At 60.0% G+C, this 17,603-nt stretch carries 15 protein-coding genes, 1 tRNA gene and 1 pseudogene; 9 read left to right on the forward strand and 8 right to left on the reverse strand.

Annotated elements, in window-relative coordinates; all coding sequences use genetic code 11:
- Together AABA34_RS09410 and argJ are read right to left on the reverse strand one after the other, a co-directional pair.
- On the reverse strand, positions 1–804 hold the full coding sequence (locus tag AABA34_RS09410) for an inositol monophosphatase family protein (RefSeq protein WP_338302404.1): 804 nt from the start codon (positions 802–804) through the stop codon (positions 1–3).
- Positions 801–2,027 (reverse strand): bifunctional glutamate N-acetyltransferase/amino-acid acetyltransferase ArgJ, encoded by a 1,227-nt coding sequence (gene argJ / locus AABA34_RS09415; RefSeq protein ID WP_338302405.1) that lies wholly within the window; start codon positions 2,025–2,027, stop codon positions 801–803. Before argJ ends, AABA34_RS09410 begins: the two co-directional genes overlap by 4 nt.
- Before the next feature lie 92 nt (positions 2,028–2,119).
- Here argJ and AABA34_RS09420 point away from each other — a divergent pair, with 92 nt between their 5' ends.
- The 3 genes from AABA34_RS09420 to AABA34_RS09430 all read left to right on the forward strand — a co-directional run bounded on the left by AABA34_RS09420 (position 2,120) and on the right by AABA34_RS09430 (position 6,109).
- Complete coding sequence (locus AABA34_RS09420) at positions 2,120–2,428, forward strand: hypothetical protein (RefSeq protein ID WP_338302406.1); 309 nt, start codon at positions 2,120–2,122, stop codon at positions 2,426–2,428.
- A gap of 135 nt (positions 2,429–2,563) precedes the next feature.
- Positions 2,564–5,326, forward strand: a complete 2,763-nt coding sequence (gene secA / locus AABA34_RS09425) for a preprotein translocase subunit SecA (protein WP_338302407.1) — start codon at positions 2,564–2,566, stop codon at positions 5,324–5,326.
- Between the two features lie 39 nt (positions 5,327–5,365).
- A complete protein-coding gene (locus tag AABA34_RS09430; protein WP_445083777.1) occupies positions 5,366–6,109 on the forward strand; it encodes a sulfite exporter TauE/SafE family protein in 744 nt (247 codons plus the stop codon).
- A gap of 18 nt (positions 6,110–6,127) precedes the next feature.
- Here the strand turns inward: AABA34_RS09430 and AABA34_RS09435 are convergent, their stop codons facing one another.
- Entirely contained in the window at positions 6,128–6,532 is a 405-nt protein-coding gene (locus tag AABA34_RS09435; protein WP_338302409.1) for a hypothetical protein, read from the reverse strand.
- 270 nt (positions 6,533–6,802) lie between these two features.
- Between AABA34_RS09435 and AABA34_RS09440 the strand changes: the two genes are divergently transcribed.
- Together AABA34_RS09440 and AABA34_RS09445 are read left to right on the forward strand one after the other, a co-directional pair.
- A complete protein-coding gene (locus AABA34_RS09440) occupies positions 6,803–7,318 on the forward strand; it encodes an acyltransferase (protein WP_338302410.1) in 516 nt (171 codons plus the stop codon).
- 11 nt (positions 7,319–7,329) lie between these two features.
- Positions 7,330–8,211 carry a glycosyltransferase gene (locus AABA34_RS09445; RefSeq protein WP_338302411.1) on the forward strand — a complete coding sequence of 294 codons (882 nt, stop codon included), beginning with the start codon at positions 7,330–7,332 and terminating at the stop codon, positions 8,209–8,211.
- Positions 8,212–8,224: 13 nt separating this feature from the next.
- On the opposite strand, the gene AABA34_RS09450 is transcribed toward AABA34_RS09445, so the two are convergent.
- From AABA34_RS09450 to AABA34_RS09470, 5 genes are all read right to left on the reverse strand, one after another.
- The gene (locus AABA34_RS09450) at positions 8,225–9,115 is read right to left on the reverse strand and encodes a glycosyltransferase (protein ID WP_338302412.1); all 891 of its coding nucleotides are present in this window, start codon (positions 9,113–9,115) and stop codon (positions 8,225–8,227) included.
- Positions 9,061–10,281 (reverse strand): nitric oxide synthase oxygenase, encoded by a 1,221-nt coding sequence (locus AABA34_RS09455; protein WP_338302413.1) that lies wholly within the window; start codon positions 10,279–10,281, stop codon positions 9,061–9,063. Before AABA34_RS09455 ends, AABA34_RS09450 begins: the two co-directional genes overlap by 55 nt.
- A 53-nt stretch (positions 10,282–10,334) precedes the next feature.
- On the reverse strand, positions 10,335–11,873 hold the full coding sequence (locus AABA34_RS09460; protein WP_338302414.1) for a B12-binding domain-containing radical SAM protein: 1,539 nt from the start codon (positions 11,871–11,873) through the stop codon (positions 10,335–10,337).
- A 137-nt stretch (positions 11,874–12,010) separates the two neighbouring features.
- Positions 12,011–12,085 (reverse strand) — tRNA-Asn (locus AABA34_RS09465).
- A gap of 99 nt (positions 12,086–12,184) precedes the next feature.
- Complete coding sequence (locus tag AABA34_RS09470) at positions 12,185–12,997, reverse strand: NAD kinase (protein ID WP_338302415.1); 813 nt, start codon at positions 12,995–12,997, stop codon at positions 12,185–12,187.
- A 176-nt stretch (positions 12,998–13,173) separates the two neighbouring features.
- Here AABA34_RS09470 and AABA34_RS09475 point away from each other — a divergent pair, with 176 nt between their 5' ends.
- From AABA34_RS09475 to AABA34_RS09490, 4 genes and pseudogenes are all read left to right on the forward strand, one after another.
- Complete coding sequence (locus tag AABA34_RS09475) at positions 13,174–14,040, forward strand: EAL domain-containing protein (protein ID WP_034953789.1); 867 nt, start codon at positions 13,174–13,176, stop codon at positions 14,038–14,040.
- Positions 14,041–14,090: 50 nt separating this feature from the next.
- The gene (locus AABA34_RS09480) at positions 14,091–14,465 is read left to right on the forward strand and encodes a hypothetical protein (protein WP_338302416.1); all 375 of its coding nucleotides are present in this window, start codon (positions 14,091–14,093) and stop codon (positions 14,463–14,465) included.
- 351 nt (positions 14,466–14,816) lie between these two features.
- A pseudogene (locus AABA34_RS09485) lies at positions 14,817–15,901 on the forward strand (IS5 family transposase).
- Positions 15,902–16,171: 270 nt separating this feature from the next.
- Positions 16,172–17,602 carry an amidohydrolase family protein gene (locus AABA34_RS09490; protein ID WP_338302417.1) on the forward strand — a complete coding sequence of 477 codons (1,431 nt, stop codon included), beginning with the start codon at positions 16,172–16,174 and terminating at the stop codon, positions 17,600–17,602.
- Position 17,603 lies beyond the last annotated feature (1 nt).

Consider the following 17,603-nt stretch of genomic DNA (forward strand, 5'->3'; position numbering starts at 1 on the left):
TCAGGCCAGAACGCGCCCTACGAATTCGTCCCAGATAGCCGGGCTTGAAGCACCGACCAGGCCCGGCTTGTCCTGTTCGTCGACGCGGTATTCGCTGCCGTCTAGCCGGGCTGCCTTGCCGCCTGCCTCATTGAGCCACAAGACCCCCGCCGCATGATCCCATGCGAGCGTGCGCTTGAAGCTCGAGACGTCGTTTTCACCCAGCGCAAGACGGGGATACTGTTCCGCGGCGCAGCGCGGGATATCGACCAGCGTGTAATGCGGGGCGAGCTTTGCATCGACCATCGCGGATTGCTCCGGGGTCAGGAAGATGCGGCTCACCGCGGTGACAGGGCGGTCCTGCCCGGTAGTCCTTGCAGCGATGCGTTCACCGTTGACGAAGGCTCCTTCACCTGCGCGGGCGTGGCACAAGCGGTCTGAATTGGGATCGTAAAGCCAGCCGGCGACCGCCTTTCCGGCATCGGCCAGCGCGATAATCATCCCGAACGGCTCCTTGCCCTCGGTGAAATTGGCCGTCCCGTCGAGAGGATCGATGATCCAGCATTGCTGTGACAGGTGATCAAGCACAGATTTGTCGGCGGCGACCGCTTCCTCGCCCACTACGGCGACGCCGGGTGCAAGCTTGGTCAGTGCTTCGCTCAGAAAGGCTTCGACTTCGCGGTCAACCACGGTGACGGGATCGTCTTCGCCCTTCATCTCGATCTCGCTGTCGGCGAGGGCGCGGAAACGCGGCAGCATTGAGCGTTGCGCCGCAAAGCGCATCAGGTCGAGGATTTCCGCATCCAGCGCGCCCAGTTCACTCATGACCGGTAATCCGCATTGATGGCGATGTAACCGTGGGTCAGGTCGCAGGTCCAGACCGTCGCCTTTCCGTCGCCGATGCCGAGATCGACGGTAATATCGATTTCCTGCCCCTTCAGATGCTCGGCAACAGGCGCTTCGTCATAGCCATCGACGGGCAAGCCGTTTTTCGCTGTCCAGATCCCTCCGAAAGCGATCGAAAGCCGATCACGGTCGGCCGGTTCACCCGCTTTGCCGACCGCCATTACGACACGCCCCCAGTTTGCGTCCTCACCCGCAATCGCGGTTTTGACGAGAGGCGAGTTCGCAATCGAAAGGCCGACACGGCGGGCGCTGTCATCGCTCGCCGCGCCGGACACACGGATGGTGATGAATTTCGTCGCGCCTTCACCGTCGCGTACCACCAGCTGCGCGAGCATTCGGCACACATCGTTCAACGCTGCGGCGAAGGCATCGGCGCCCGGGCTGTCCCATCCATCGATCCGGGCATGATCCGCTTTGCCCGTGGCGAAAACCATCACTGTGTCGCTGGTCGATGTGTCGCCATCGACGGTGATGCACGAAAAGGTAGCTGCATTGGCCTGTTCCAACAGTTCCTGCAGGAAGGCAGGGGCAATATTCGCGTCGGTAAAGACATAGCCAAGCATGGTCGCCATGTCGGGGGCGATCATGCCCGATCCCTTGATGATGCCGCAAAGCTCGACGCGGATGTCACCGATCATGGCCGAGGCGTGCGCGCCCTTGGCGAAAGTATCGGTGGTGTTGATCGCGTTGGTGGCATCTTCCCAGCCGCAGGGGGGCGCCTCGATTGCTGCTGCGATCCCGGCTCGCGCCTTGTCGATAGGTAGCGGCACACCGATGACACCGGTGGAGGAAACGAACACTTCGGTTATCGCGCAGCCGAGCGTGTCAGAGACCTGCTTCTGGATTGCCTCCACCGCGTCGCGTCCGCGCCATCCGGTAAAGGCGTTGGAATTGCCCGCATTGACGATCAGCGCCCTTGCGCTGCCCGACTTCACCGCCTCTCGGCCCAGTTCGACCTCGGACGAGGCACATAGCGACTTGGTGAAAACGCCTGCTACGCTGGTACCCTCTGCCAGTTCGACAAAGGTCAGGTCGCAACGGTCCCATGTCTTGTATCGCGCCCGTGCGACGCGCAGCGTAGCGCCCGCGATCGGAGGCATTTCGGGAAAGGGCCGGGCGAGGGGGGAAGTGTCTAGATCCATCCCCGGCGCAATAGGAGCGTGGCACGCCTGAGTAAACGTTCCTGTGATGCCTTGGCGACAAGGCGCAAAACTGCGTCCGCAAGGTAGACGTATTGCGACAAATGCACTATCTCGCGCCAATCATGATGCGTCGCCATCTGCTCACTCTGTTTGCCCTGTTCAGCGGGTTTGCCGCGCTGCATTCGCCAGCGAGCGCATCTTCGCTTGAATCGATGGTGTTCGATGCGCGCGCATTCGCACGTGCAAACGACACCACGTCGTCGCAGGTTTGCGTGTGTGAGCGTCGCGTCGATGAAGCGGCCAAGGCCTGTCCACCGACAAAGTCCGACAGCGTGCTGCCGCGCGTCCTGCGCCGTGTCCGCCCTCCGATCATCTTCGGCAGTGAGCGCGCGCTGGAATAGCGCCCTACCTATTTGATCTCCGGCAACGCGCGGATGCGTCCGGCGCGAATGCCCTTTCATACAATTGCATCCAGGCAGGCCCCCGACACACGGGGCCGCGCGCATATCAGTCAGAATTCAAAGGCTTCACCTTTCATGTTCAACACAATCATCAAATCCGTCTTCGGCTCGTCCAATGATCGTTACGTCAAATCGATGGGCAAGATCGTCAACAAGATCAACGCGCTGGAGCCGATGATCGAAGCGCTTTCGGACGAAGCGCTGAAGGCACAGACCGCCAAGTTCCGCGAACAGCTCGACAATGGCAGCACTCTTGAGGAAATCCTGCCCGAAGCCTTTGCCACAGTGCGCGAAGCGTCGAAGCGCGTTCTGGGAATGCGCCATTTCGACGTGCAGCTGATCGGCGGCATCGTCCTCCAGCGCGGCGAAATCGCGGAAATGCGCACCGGTGAGGGCAAGACGCTGATGGCGACGCTCGCGGTCTATCTCAACGCGATCGAGGGCAAGGGCGTTCACGTCGTTACCGTCAATGATTACCTCGCCCGGCGTGACGCCGCCGACATGGGGCGCCTTTACAACTGGCTCGGCCTGACCGTGGGTGTGATCGTGCCGAACATGGACGAGATGTCGAAGCGCGACGCCTACAACGCCGATATCACCTATGGCACGAACAATGAATTTGGCTTCGATTACCTGCGCGACAACATGAAGCACGAACGCAGCGCGATGGTGCAGCGCCCGTTCAATTTCGCCATCGTCGATGAAGTCGACTCGATCCTGATCGACGAAGCGCGCACGCCGCTGATTATCTCAGGTCCGACAGAGGACAAGTCCGACCTGTACGTGGCGCTCGATGCCGTCGCCAAGGAAATTCCCGAGGATTGGTACGAGAAGGACGAGAAGACCAAGAACATCCAGCTGAACGAAGAAGGTCTGGACAAGGTCGAGGCGCTGCTGATGGAGAAAGGCCTGCTCGCCACCGACAACCTCTACGATATCGAGAACACGCAGGTCGTCCATCACCTCGATCAGGCGCTGCGCGCGGTCCACATGTTCCGTCGTGATGACCACTACATCGTCAAGGATGACAAGGTGGTGATCATCGACGAATTCACCGGCCGCATGATGGACGGGCGGCGCTGGTCCAACGGCCTGCATCAGGCGGTCGAAGCCAAGGAAGGGGTCAAGATCGAGCCTGAAAACCAGACGATGGCCTCGATCACGTTCCAGAATTATTTCCGCATGTACCCGAAGCTTTCGGGCATGACCGGCACAGCCGCCACCGAAGCGGCGGAATTCTGGGATATTTACAAGGTCGGTGTGGTCGAGATCCCGACCAATCTGCCCGTCCAGCGCGTGGACGAGGAAGACCAGTTCTACAAGAACACGATGGACAAGTTCCAGGCGATCGCGAAGACGATCAAGGAACACAGCGAACGCGGCCAACCGATCCTTGTAGGCACGGTTTCGATCGAAAAATCGGAACTTCTCAGCAAGTTCCTCGACAAGGAAGGCGTGAAGCACGAAGTGCTGAACGCGCGCCAGCACGAACGTGAAGCCCATATCGTGGCGCAGGCGGGACGGCTTGGCGCGGTTACAATTGCCACCAACATGGCGGGCCGCGGCACCGACATCCAGCTTGGCGGCAATGTCGAATTCCGGATCAACGATGAATTGGGCGCCATGGAAGACGGCCCCGAAAAGGACGCGGCGATTGCCCGCATTCGTGAGGAAGTTGCCTCCGAAAAGCAGAAGGTGATCGAAGCGGGTGGCCTGTTCGTTCTCGGCACCGAACGCCATGAAAGCCGCCGGATCGACAATCAGTTGCGCGGCCGCTCCGGTCGTCAGGGCGACCCTGGCCTTTCGCGCTTCTACCTCTGCCTTGAGGATGATCTACTGCGTATTTTCGGCCCGGATACGCTGTTCGCCAAGATGATGAATTCGAACCTTGAGGACGGCGAGGCGATCGGGTCCAAGTGGCTGTCAAAGGCTATCGAGACCGCGCAGAAGAAGGTCGAGGCGCGCAATTACGATCAGCGCAAGCAGGTGGTTCAGTACGACGACGTGATGAACGACCAGCGCAAGGTCATCTACGAACAACGCGCCGAGATCATGGATTCGGAAACGGTCGACGATGTCGTTGTCGATATGCGGCACGACACGATCAATTCGATCATCGCCACCAGCTGCCCTCCCGGCTCATACCCGGAGCAGTGGGATGTCGAAGGGCTTAAGGCCAAGATCGAGGAAGTCTTCGGCCTCGCCCCGCCAATCGACGAATGGCTGGAAGAGGACGAAGTCGATCAGGAAATCTTCGAAGATCGTCTGCGCACCCAGACCGACGAAATGATGGAAGCCAAGATCGCGCGCAACGATGCGAGCATTTGGCGTCTGGTCGAAAAGGACATTCTGCTGCGGCAGCTCGATTATCACTGGAAGGAACACCTCGCGACGCTTGACGCGCTGCGGCAGGTGATCTGGATGCGCGGCATCGCGCAGAAGCAGCCGATCAACGAATACAAGCAGGAGGCGTTCGGCCTGTTTGAATCGATGCTCGATACCCTGCGCGAGGAAGTGACGAAGCTGCTGTTCAAGTCAGAACTGCGCATCGCCCAGCCTGAAACGCAGGCGTTGCCAGATCTTCCAGATTTCCTGACCGGGCATATCGATCCGCTGACCGGGCTCGACAATTCGGATGACGGTGATGGCTCGGAAGACCGGCCCGAACTTTTCGGCTCGCTCGCAGGCAGCCCGCGTGCCGCATCGGGGCCGGGCGGGGCAAACACCGACAACCCCTATTCCCACATGGCAATCAGCCGCAATGCTCCGTGCCCTTGCGGTTCGGGCAACAAGTACAAGCATTGCCATGGGGCCGCAGGCGCGCGCCAGACCGCGTAATGGACATGAAACAGGACGAGGGGTGAAATCGGCGTGCCGCTGATCCTGCTCCTCGCCATCGGCTTCTTCCTGACGGCGCTGCTGTATGCGAGCGTCGGGTTTGGCGGCGGATCGACCTATTCGGCGCTGCTTGCGCTGTCGGGCATCGACTATCGCCTGCTGCCGCTCATCTCGCTCGCCTGCAATATCGTGGTGGTTGCCGGAGGAAGCTGGCGCTTTGCCCTTGCAGGGGTGACGCCGTGGAAGGGTGCAATGCTGCTCACAGGCATTGCCGCACCGGCTGCATTTGTCGGCGGGATGATCCCGATTGACCGCGATGCCTTTATGTTGCTGCTCGGCGCGAGCCTTGTCTTGACGGGTGTCACCATGCTGATTCCGGTGAGTGAGGCGCAGAGTGAAGATCCGCACCCGCTTGCTCGTGCCATGCCGCTTATCGCTGCGCCGCTTGGCTTCTTGGCGGGACTGGTCGGAATAGGCGGGGGCATATTCCTTGCCCCGCTGCTGCACCTGACGCGCTGGCGCGATGCGCGGGCGATTGCCGCTACGGCCAGCCTTTTCATTCTGGTGAATTCGTTGTTCGGGCTTGCCGGGCAAATGGCCAAGACCGGGCCGGGCGCCTTTGCCGGAGCCATGGCGGAGGCTTTGCCGCTCTTGATCGCAGTCGTCATAGGCGGCCAGATTGGCAGCCTCATGGCGGTGCGTGTCCTGCCGCTCAAATGGATCCGCTGGCTGACAGCGCTGCTGGTGACAGTGGTGGGAGCGCGCCTGCTGACAGGTGTCTGACCCGCAGGCGCTTCACCCTCATTCTGGCGGGTAGAAGTAGCCGCCGGTCATTTCGTCCTTGCCGATCCGTTCGCAATCGCGCTTCATCCGGCGGTTGAAACGGGTCACATGATCGCGCGATTGCGCCATTCGGGCCGCTTCTTCAAAGGTTTCGCGTACATCGTCGTACTCGCGTTGGATGCGGGTATCCAGCCGCTCTTGTGCTTCGGCCCGGTCCATTCCGCCTTCGACTGCGCGATCAACCGCTGCGACTTTCCATTCTTCGAGACCCGCCATGTCCACGTCCCAGCCATGCTGGCGGCAGGTGTCTGCCATCGAATAGGCGACTGACAGGCGATCATATTGTTTCTGCAGATCGCTGCTCAGACCTCCATCAGCCACCAGCATCAAAACAGGTACTGCAAGAAGCGCGATTGGTGCCATCGTTTCCTCCGTTCGGCATTGCTTGTCCTGACAGAGCTAACACCAAGCGGAGCAAAATGTCCAAATCGTAAGAGGAAGTATGGAGCGACGGCCAATACCTCATGGTGCGCCTTCGCCATCTAGAACTCTGGCGCTGAACGCTTGCGGTCGGCATAGTCCATGGCGGAGCTTTCAAGAGGACGCTGAATGTCGGACATCTCTGGACACCGAGGCGCACACAAGGAGGCGCTCACTCGCTTTCAAAGAGGTGCGCGTGCCGCGAGGTCGCTGTTGGACCCGCGTTCCTGGCTCCACCTCCTGAAAATCGTGAACTATTACAACTACAGCCACGTTGCCGAACTGCGAAAGATGCGTCTGCCGCAGGAACGAAGGATCAGCCCCGATGCGGTCTTCGCCAATTCGGAGCGTATCCAACTGGGCGAGCGGATCGAGATCGGATCGCGGTGCCATTTCTGGGCGGGGCCGGGGCACGGCAGGATCGTGATTGGTGATGACGGCCTGTTCGGGCCTGAAGTGCTCATCACTGCGGCAAACTACGATTACGATCGCGGATCACCAGTGACGCGCCAGCCGATGAAGGAAGATGACGTCGTCATAGGCGCTGACGTGTGGGTCGGCATGAGGGCGATCATCCTGCCGGGCGCGCGGATTGGCGATGGTGCGATCATTGCCGCGGGCGCTGTCGTACTTGGGGAAATTCCGCCCGGCGCGATTGCAGCGGGCGTTCCGGCAAAGGTCGTCGGTGCTCGAAATGTGCATGGCGCAAACGCCCCTACGAAAGCATAGAGAACACGGCGGTGAAGCTTCTTACGATTATCGTTACTTATAACAGCGCCGATCACATTGCCGCTTGCCTCGACAGCATTTCATGCAGCCGGGCGACGAATGAAATCGTCGTCTTCGACAATGCTTCAGCGGATGCGAGCGCTGCGATTGCCGAAGCGCATGATGCTGTGAGCGATGTCATCCGGAGCGATACCAACCTCGGCTTTTCGCGGGCGGTTAATCTAGCGGCGAAAGGTCGGCAGTTTGATTTTCTGCTGCTTGCAAACCCTGACATGCTGCTTGATGGCGATGCGATTGATGCCTTGATCGATGCGGCAAGAGATCATCCTGAGGCCGGAATCTTTGGTGGGGAGGCGCGCGACACAATGGGACGGACATGGCCGGGTGCGGTCCTGAACGACCATAACCTCGCCCATGCTGCCAAGTTTGCACTACTGTTCGGCGTGATCCCGTTCACGGGCCGCTTGTCCCCCGACATGCCACCCGGCGGCATACCGAAAGGCACGCGCGCAGTGCCCGTCGTCGTGGGATGCCTGATGCTGGTCCGTGGCTCCCTTTGGGAAGAGATCGGCGGATTGGACGAATTCTTTTTCCTGTATGGCGAAGACGTCGATTTTTGCATGAAGGCCCGGGCGCTCGATCACAGCTGCCTGTTTACCGATCGCAGCACATACTTGCATATTCGCGGCGGCAGTTCGGGCGGGCACGCCGAGATGATGAAACGGGTTCTTCGCGGAAGGCGGCTCTTGTATCAGCGTTACGCTCATGGCCGGCTTGGAACAGGATTGCTTATCGCAGGAGTGGCCATTCGGGCGCTTCTGGAAACCCTTGCGGGGAGGGACGGAACATGGAGAGCGTGCTGGTTGGATAGAACGGTGTGGCTGACTGACTAGGGCACCATTGCGTCTAGGATTGCCGCGATGTCTCGTCTGTGATCCATGTTGTTTCCGGGAAAAGCCCCGAGCGTGCGAGGATGCGGGCGAGGGCGACCGAGGATATGTAGATTACCGCAGTCAGCGCCCAGCGAGGCTCCAATGCCTTCTTCAGAAGGGCGCTGGTCTGGCCCGGTGATCGGGGTAGCCTGTGCCGGGCGCGAACCAATTGATTGATCCCCAACTGCCAGCGCACCCGCACCTTCACCCATGCCCACCACGACTTCGGCGGAGAAATCGTCACAAAGACGGTTTCGATGATTGTCTTTTCGCCATCATTCGCGTGGCCTTCAATGAAGGTGTCGTCCGCGATCAGATCGGGAAACTCGCCCCAGCGCGCATGCAAGGCTTCGCTGATGCCGAGGACATGATGGTAGGCGCTCGATTGGCCATGCGGCAGCGAAAGCCAGAAGCGGCTGAGTGCCGCAGCCGTCGGGCTGGCGCCGGTGAAGTCGAACCGGATCCGGGGTGAAACCAGCAGGGTTCGGTCATTGAGGCACGCGCTCAAGCGAGCAAGATCATCGCCGCTTATCCAAACGTCGGAATCCACATAGAACCGGGGAAAAATCGAGCAGTGCTGTTCACCAAGGCGGATCGCGCGCGCCTTGCCTTTGGCGCAGGACAGGATCGTTGCCTCTTTCGAAACTTCGCGTTCAAGGATCGCTTGGCTGTCATCGGTGCAGCCGTTGCACACGAAAACGACTTCACAGCCCGGAGGAAGCCCCGAAACGACGCTCCTTGCCCTTTCGGCCAATCCGGATGCCTCGTTGTAGACCGGGATGACCACGCTGAACGGCATGTCCGCTTTCGTCACCACGGCATTCGCTTCCAGATCTTCCAGCGTCGCGCAATCCTGTCCGACCATCTTTGCCAGCGACGACGGTATCGATCGCCATACCACGGCATCAGGCGCAATCCATCTTCACCGCGGCTGCGGTAGTAATTGGGGACGGGGTGAAAATTGCGCATGCGCAGGTGGAATACATCGAACGCAGCGCTCGCTTGCGGCGGGACGATCCAGCGCCAGTCTCCAGCGACGCGCCTGCCCGCCGCCTGTTCTCGCCCGTGGAAAGTCATGTACTGCGATGCCACCGTATGATGATCGACAATCGTCACTTTCGCGTCGTTGTAGGATGCCAGCACAGCCCGGTTCAGTTCGGTAAGCGCTTCGTCCTTCCAGAACGGGTTGTGTGCGCCCGTCTCAATGTCGAGGGCACGCGCCACATCAGGCAGCAGGTTGTACCGTTTGAAATCGCCAAAATCGCGCGAGGCGATCTCGGTGCACAGATAGAACCCGTTAAACGGTGCGCAGGGATAGTCGATGCCCCCGATCGTAAGGATCATCCCCGTGACGATCGGAACCGTGTACCAGCGGAGCCCCAGATCATCGAGGCCCGTATGAGTGGGATGCCTGATTGCGACTTCGCGAACCGATCCCGGCTTCAGGTCATAGCGTATCCTGCGGTCGGCCTTGTCCCTTAGGAACCACGGCAGGATATCGAAGTGACCAGGCTCGCCCGAAGGTTTCCATCCCATCGATTCCGCAATCCGGGTCACTTCAATATTCTGCCGATCTCCAAGGACGGTGCCGTCGGACAATTGGTGACAGGCATATTGCGAGAGTTGCTCGCTCTCTATCCAGGCCGGATGTTCGTCACCTTTAACCGGCGCGAAGACGGAAATTATCGAGCGTATCCGGCCATCCGAATTCGCATCGCGCAAGTGCTGTTCCATCCGTGCCGCAATATCATCGGGTTTTTCGATGTTCCGGCAATCGAAGACTTCGAGGCTTTCCCAATACAGTCGCCCGATACAGCGCCCGTGGTTTCTCCAGGCTACGCGCGCGCCATAGGCCAGTTCCTGCGGCGTATGCTCGTACCAGCCGAACTTGGAAAGCGACCGCCGGACGTCGCCCCATCGCCGGGCGTGATCGGCTGCGCTTGCGCCAATACTTGCGTAATACTCTTCAACAAAGGCTCGCGCTTCCTCCTTCCGCTCGCGCTTGGAAATTCTGCGAAGGCGCCGATGCAATGCTCCGCCTTGCGATGCATCGGAGAAACGAAACCGGGAAGCTTGCCGCCGTATCACATCAAACCGTCAAACTGTCTCGCCGCATCCCTTAGCGGACGCTTGTTGATGGCGTAGACGGCGTTCAAGGCTCTACGCTTGGCCCGGCGGTAATCTTTTGAACGGACATCGCGGTTGCGGTAGATCGCGCGCCCGCGCTGGGTATCCAGCCTGATGATATCCAGCGATGCCTTGGAATTGCGGACATCGTTCCAGATCGGCGTGTCGGGCAGGAGCGAGAAATCATTGAACCTCACGCGATCTAGGTATTGCGCGTTCTCTTCAAGGAAGTTTGCCGTTTCTTCCATGTCCTCGGCCGTTTCGCCGGGGAAGCCCTTGAACATGGTCGCCCTGACAGAAAGCCCGGCCTGATGGGCATCCCTTATGAATTGCCGATTGGCCTCGACCGTGCAGCCCTTTTTCGCAGCGTCGAGGATGCGCTGGCTGCCGCTTTCGAGTCCGAAGGAAATGCGCCGCATGCCGCCGTCTACCGCGGCTTTCAGATCCCTTGCAGACAAGCCATTGTCCTTGCGCTGGTCCACATGCACCGTTCCCACCCATTCGGCGCCCTGGACGTATTTCTGGATGTTCTGCGAAATGCCCCGCAGCATATCCGGCCATGAATTGAGCTTGAGGTCGAGAAACAGGAAATTCGTCGAATTGTGCCGCCGCGCTTGTTCCTGAATTTCCAGCAGGACATTCTCGACGCTTCTTGTCCTGAAAGTTCTGCCGGAGACTGAGATTACGTCGGAACAGAACGCACATTTGTCCCATTGGCAACCACGTCCCGTCATCACCGGGACAATCCGGTTGGGATAGCGATCCCACGGGAAATCGCGAAAATCGGGGATTGGAGTGTGATCGAGATGCCTCAAGGGCGGTGCCGGTGGCGCTCGTGTTCCATCGGGCAGCGTCACTCCGGGAAAGCGGGAGAGGTCCCCTCCCGATATGGCCGCATCGACTATATCACCGATCGAGAGATCGACCTCGGCGCCGACTATCCCCACCAGACCGCTGATCTGTCGCCACTTGTCGAGCACGGTGCCCTGATTGAACATCGGTCCACCGACAAGCACCGGGATGCCTCTTTTGCGGGCCTCTGCGGCGATATCTTCGACAGCCCTGAACTGGTTGAAATAGGCTGACAGCAGCACGATGCTCGGGCGTTTATCAAGCGCGTCGATAACGGCTTGTCGCGTTATCGAGTTGGGGCGCTCGATCCATCCGAGCCGGATCTGGCGCAGTGCGTCTCTTGCCCGGAGTGCAGGGCCGAAATCGGTCAGGTGCATGCGTCTTGCGAGATGGTCGAGCAGGTTCTCCCTCCGCTCCCGCTCGCTTGCCGGCGCGTCGAAAGCCAGGGGTGAGAGGATTGAGACGTTTCGGCCGCCGGCGCGCAGGCTTGCAGCCAGCAATCCTACGGCAAGGGTCGGAAAATTCGCGAAGACGTTGAGGTCGACGATAAGAATTCGCCGCTCATCCGACAGGTTCTGGGGGCCAGCGAAATCAACTCCATCACGCCCAAGTTGAACGTGAACGCGGTCTATTTGTTTCGCCATCGCCCCTTCGACCCCTTAGTCGAATCGTGATGCGGCCCACGGCACATTAAGCGCAATCAACCGGATAATTCCACCGGCGGGGATGGATCAGTTAAGCCGGAAACCGGGCGCTTACTTGGATGAGTTGTGAGATGAAGTGGCTCCCCGAGTTGGATTCGAACCAACGACCAAGTGATTAACAGTCACCTACTCTACCGCTGAGCTATCGGGGAGCAGCTTCCCAAGCGGTATGGAGGGAAGCGAGAGCGCGCGTATATGAGTCGAGCGCGGGCATTGCAAGACCCCTTTCGAGGAAAAATGACGCCCGGAAATCAATCGACCGCAAATTGCTCCGACACGATCCGTTCGGCTAGCGATTGGCCCGGGTCGAACAGCAGTTCCAGCTCCGTCTCATGGCAGATCCGGATCTCCACTTCGGCGATGTCGCGCAGTTCCTTCTGGTCGGCCACGGCGGCGATGGGACGCTTGACCGGTTCGAGCACCCGGAACTTGATCGGCATTTCATCAGGCAGGATCGCGCCGCGCCAACGCCGGGGGCGAAATGGCGAAATCGGGGTGAGGGCGAGCATCCCGCTGTCCAGCGGCAGGATCGGGCCGTTGGCGGACAGGTTATAGGCGGTGGAACCCGCAGGCGTCGCCACCAGCACGCCGTCGCACACCAGCTCCTTGATCCGCACCCGGCTGCCGACGGTGACCTCGATTTTCGCCGTCTGACGGGTTTCACGCAGCAGCGACAATTCGTTGATCGCGCGCAAGGTGTGGGTCGCACCGTCTTGGGTCGTGGCCTTGATTTCGAGCGGGGCGATCGTCTTGCCTCGCGCCTTGTCGAGCCGTTCGATCACGTCGAATCGCGAATGAAAGCGGTTCATCAGGAAGCCGACCGTCCCGCGGTTCATCCCATAGGCAGGGATGACGCGCCCTGATTCGAGCATGTCATGCAGGATGGTAAGCATGAAGCCGTCGCCGCCAAGCACCACAGCCGCGTCTGCCTCTTCTAGCGGAGCCCATTCGCGTTGTTCGGACAGCATCGCATGGGCTTCCTGCGCGCGCGGGGCATCGGACGCCAGCAGCGCGACCTTGCGAAAGCCGTTGCGTTCAGCCTGTTTCGCCGGTGAAGTTCCCATTCACGCCCTTTCGCACAAGGTTTCCCTTGTTTCCGCCTTACCCACGCGTTCACTTTTGTGTGGATACAATAGCTGCGCGCCCCCCTGGCGCATAAATCGCGCGTGTGATGTTCCAAAACTGGGCGGATTGCAATTGGATAGAGCAAATCGCGCCGAGTGGTTCTAGATGGAGGGAAATGGACAAAGGGCCCACATCAATCGGAAAGACGCTCTCCGGCTCGCTGCGCGAGGCGGGGGGAGAGCCCCTGCGCGGCGCGTTTCCGGGTGTGAAGGCATCCGCGCTGGAAACCGATCTGCTGCGCGCGCTTGACCGGCGCGAGATCGAAGTGCTGTTCCAGCCGCAGTTTTCCTGCCGCACCGGCGCGGTCGTCGGGGCGGAGGCGCTGGCGCGCTGGCAGCACCCGACGCTGGGGGAGATCGGCGCGCGCGATCTGTTTGCGATTGCCGAACGCGCCGCGCTGGTCGCCCCGCTTTCCCGCCATGTCGTCGCCCGCGCGCTGGAAGATGCATCGCACTGGCCCGACGAACTCACCGTATCGCTCAACATCACGCCCGAGGAACTGGGCGATCCGCGTTTTGCCGCCGATTTCGCCGCCGTCATCAGCAAGAGCGAGATCGAGCCGCATCGCCTGATGCTGGAAATCACCGAAGACCTGCTGGTGCACAATCTGGCGCAGGCGTCGGGCGCGCTTGGTGCGTTGCGGGCGCTCGGTTTTCGCACGGCGCTTGACGACTTCGGTGCGGGCTTCTGCAATTTCCGGTACCTGCGCGAATTGCCGCTGGACGCGATCAAGCTGGACAAGATCATGGTCGATGGCGTTCCCGGCGATGCCAAGGCGCTGGCGGTGCTGCGCGCGATCATGGCGCTGGCAAAGGCGCTGGAGCTGGATGTCTACGCTGAAGGGATCGAAACCGACGTTCAGCGCGCAACGATCATCAGCGAAGGCTGCGATTACTGGCAAGGCTTCCTGCGCGCCCAGCCGATGAAGAGCGACGATGTTCTGGCCTTGTCCAAGACCGCAAGGGGTGCGGGGCACGGGTAGGGCAGGTACAGTCGATCGTCTGGATCAGGGACGGTCTTTCGGCCGGCCGGTTGGCAGAGATTGGGCGAAAAGCGGACGGGAAACTAAGAGCAGCCAAAAAACGCTTCCGCATCCTGCCGCAGAAAAACGTTTGGTCTCTGATTTCGCTCAAAACGCGATTCAGCGAGCCAGAAGCCCACAATTCCACGTTTGTGTTCGTAAACAAGGCCTTCAAAGTCTCCGTCTACGCGGAGGCGTTCGAAATAGGTTTTGGGACCTTCCGAAAAAACTTTCCTAAATTGGACGTTAGAATCCAAATTCCAAACTTCGTCGGCGGTATTGAAATCGCACAACTTTGGCGCGACAAAGGTGACATCAGCCTGCAAGCAATGGAAGCTCGCGGTGGAGCAGTGGTGCATCAATACGCCGGCATGAGACTGCTCTAGTCCCGCTCTCATATTATTATAGTCAATTCGATATCTTTCGCCCCGCAAGTTCTCAAAAACGAGCTGGCGGTCTGGCTGGAGGCCATGAATGTGGCTCAGGGGTTCCGACCCAGGAGAACACGAACCTCCCAACAACAGGGCTAAGACTATAAGCGATTTGCGCGACATTGTGTCAAACTAGCTAGATACTGCATGACCGCAATGGGTTCGGTAGCAGACAATCCTCTTGTCTTGCGGCTTGGTCAACCAGCCACTACGCCTCCTTCTTGCTGGCCTTGCTCACAATCTGGACACCCGCAATAACCCCTCGCATTTCCCGTACTGATGTGATTCAGCGTCGGCGAGGAGATAATGCTGATGCAACCATCGAGCCTGTTTTCACTTTCGGAGCACCTGGAGCGACTGAGCCGGGATGGCGATCCACTTGAGGTTTTGGCAGACGCAGTGGACTTCGAGCGTTTCCGCTCCTTGCTGGTAGAGGGGCTGGGATACAGCGATGGTGCGAAGGGCGGCAGGCCGCCGTTCGATCCAGTTTCGATGTTCAAAGTGCTGGTGGTGCAGGCGCAGCACAACCTTTCCGACGCCCGCATGGAGTTCATGATCCGCGACCGGCTTTCGTGGATGCGCTTCTTCGGCTTCGATCTGGGCGGCACGATGCCCGATGAGAACACCATCCGTCACTACCGCAACCGACTGACGACAAGCGGCACGTTCGAAGCGCTGATGCAGGCTTTCGAGCAGCAACTGCGCGAACGCGGCTATCTCGCTATGGGCGGGCAGATCGTGGACGCCACGCTGGTGCCGGCTCCCAAGCAGCGCAATACCGAGGACGAGAAGGCCGCGGTGAAGGCGGGCAGGTCAGCAAAGCAGATCTGGCCAGGCAAGCCGAACAAGGCGCACCAGAAGGATGTCGATGCCCGTTGGACGGTCAAGGTCGGAGGCAAGGTCCGGTACCGCGCCGATGGGACGCCTCTTCCGCAGATCGCCACGCCGGTGTTCGGCTACAAGAGCCATATCAGCATTGATCGACGCTTCGGCTTTATCCGAAAGGGCAAGGTGACCTCGGCGGCGCATAGCGACGGGCGGGAACTGCGCCATGTGATCGATCCGGACAACACGGCTAGCGATGTCTGGGCTGACAGCGCCTATCGCAGCCGAAAGAACGAGACGTGGCTGTCACGGCATATGTTCAAAGTCGCATCCATCGCCGCAAGCCCAAGGGCAAGCCGATGCCCGAGCAGACATCACGCGCAAATGCCGCCAAGTCAGCGGTCCGCGCCCGCGTCGAGCATGTCTTTGCCCATCAGAAGGGGCGATACGGGCTCTTCATCCGCACCATCGGTTTGGCCCGCGCCCAGGCCAAGCTCACCCTCGCGAACCTGGTCTACAACTTCGACCGCCTGATCTTCCATGAACGACAAGCCGCCACCGGATAGGTGCGTCTGGAAGGCACACGCGAGGCAGAAAATGGCCAGAAGGCAACCGGAAAACTCCCATAATCAGGCGCTCAGGCAGCCACTCTGCTTGCTCAATCTATTATCCCACCGTTTGCGCCGAAAACATGTGGTTGTTGCGGGTGTCCATCTCGCTTAGCCCCTTGGTCAACTGGAACAGGCCGTTCAGGCGGCTGTCCCGATCTCACCCATGCGCGGTTGCCGACTTCATGGCGGCATGGCTAAGGTGCCAATCCAGCGACGGGGGATACCATGAATGTATTGAGAGCCTTTCTTTTCAGCCTTGCTGCATTCGCGATGCAAGCAACCCCTGCGAGCGCGCAGGACGGTGACAGCTTGCTGCTGAACAACGTCCGGATACTCCATCTCGAAGGGGAACATGCCCGGCTGGTTCCCGAAATGGCCATCCTGATCGCAGACGGCAGGATCGTTCGGATCATGCCGACCGATCAGGTCGAGACCCAAGGCGCAACGACGATTATCGAAGGAGACGGGCGGGTCGTCATGCCCGGGCTCGTCGACATGCATGTTCACGTCTGGGATCGGCAATCTCTTGGCGCCTATCTGGCGGCTGGCGTTACAACGATCCGCAATGCGTCGGGGATGCCGTTCCATCTGCGCCTAGCACAGGAAATCGAGCGAGGGGACGCGATCGGCCCCCGGCTGATTACGACAGGGCCGATCCTGAACAGTCCCGGCCCTAATGCGCAGATCAACCATCAGATGATTGCGACGGCTGCGGAAGCGCGAAGTGCCGTGCAGCAACAGCACGAGGCCGGATATCGCAGGATCAAGGTGTATTCGAACCTCACCCGCGAAGCCTATGAGGCCGTGCTGAGCGAAGCGGATCGGCTCGGGATGACAATCATGGGGCACACTCCCGAAGGCGAGCGAAAGGCTGGAATGCCGTACCAGCTCCCTTTCGACATAGCCTTCGGTGAAATTCTGGATGATGGCTTTGTTACCATTGAACACGTCGAATCGATTGTGTGGCATGGATTGCGGGATCGCCATGATGAAGCGGCCGGGCGTGCGCTTGCGCGCCAGATCGCCGAAGCCAAGGTGCCGGTCGATCCGACCCTGCTGGCATTTTACAACCTGCTCAGGGTGGCAGAGACCAAAGGCGCTTATCTTCAGCGACCGGGGACCGAGATGCTCAATCCCTTGCTGGTTGCGCAAAGCCAGGCGGAGTATGATCGCTGGGCCAATGAGGATGTGGAACGGAACCGCGCGGCGTTCGAATTCTACAAGGTCATGGTCCGCCATCTGGCGGAGGAAGGCGTGCTGCTTGTCGCAGGAAGCGACGCCGGGATATTCACCAACGTGCCGGGAATTTCGCTGATCGAGGAACTCGAACTGCTGGAGGAAGCTGGGCTTGATATCACCAGCGTTCTGCGTGCAGCCACAATCAACCCCGCGATCGCCTTGGGCCGGCAAGACGATGTGGGGCTGGTGGTCGAGGGTTACCAAGCCGACCTTATTCTGTTGGACAGCGACCCTACGGAAGATATTGCCGCGCTCCGGTCGGTGTCTGGCGTTGTCGCCGGGGGAAGATGGCACGACCGGGCATCGCTGGACGCGCAGTTAGCCGAAGCCGCGAAGCACGATGTCGAGCGAACCCAACGCAATCTGGTTGAAGCCCTTGTCGCCCAAGGGGTGGACCCGGCAACGCTGGGTCTTTGAC

The sequence above is a fragment of the Erythrobacter sp. Dej080120_24 genome (assembly GCF_036322605.1).
GTDB lineage: Bacteria > Pseudomonadota > Alphaproteobacteria > Sphingomonadales > Sphingomonadaceae > Erythrobacter > Erythrobacter aurantius.

Coding starts and splice junctions, on each gene's coding strand:
- AABA34_RS09410 (WP_338302404.1), bottom strand. CDS start 804: ATGAGTGAACTGGGCGCGCTGGATGCGGAAATCCTCGACCTGATGCGC.
- argJ (WP_338302405.1), bottom strand. CDS start 2,027: ATGGATCTAGACACTTCCCCCCTCGCCCGGCCCTTTCCCGAAATGCCT.
- secA (WP_338302407.1), top strand. CDS start 2,564: ATGTTCAACACAATCATCAAATCCGTCTTCGGCTCGTCCAATGATCGT.
- AABA34_RS09435 (WP_338302409.1), bottom strand. CDS start 6,532: ATGGCACCAATCGCGCTTCTTGCAGTACCTGTTTTGATGCTGGTGGCT.
- AABA34_RS09450 (WP_338302412.1), bottom strand. CDS start 9,115: ATGGTCGGACAGGATTGCGCGACGCTGGAAGATCTGGAAGCGAATGCC.
- AABA34_RS09460 (WP_338302414.1), bottom strand. CDS start 11,873: ATGGCGAAACAAATAGACCGCGTTCACGTTCAACTTGGGCGTGATGGA.
- AABA34_RS09470 (WP_338302415.1), bottom strand. CDS start 12,997: ATGGGAACTTCACCGGCGAAACAGGCTGAACGCAACGGCTTTCGCAAG.
- AABA34_RS09475 (WP_034953789.1), top strand. CDS start 13,174: ATGGACAAAGGGCCCACATCAATCGGAAAGACGCTCTCCGGCTCGCTG.
- AABA34_RS09490 (WP_338302417.1), top strand. CDS start 16,172: ATGAATGTATTGAGAGCCTTTCTTTTCAGCCTTGCTGCATTCGCGATG.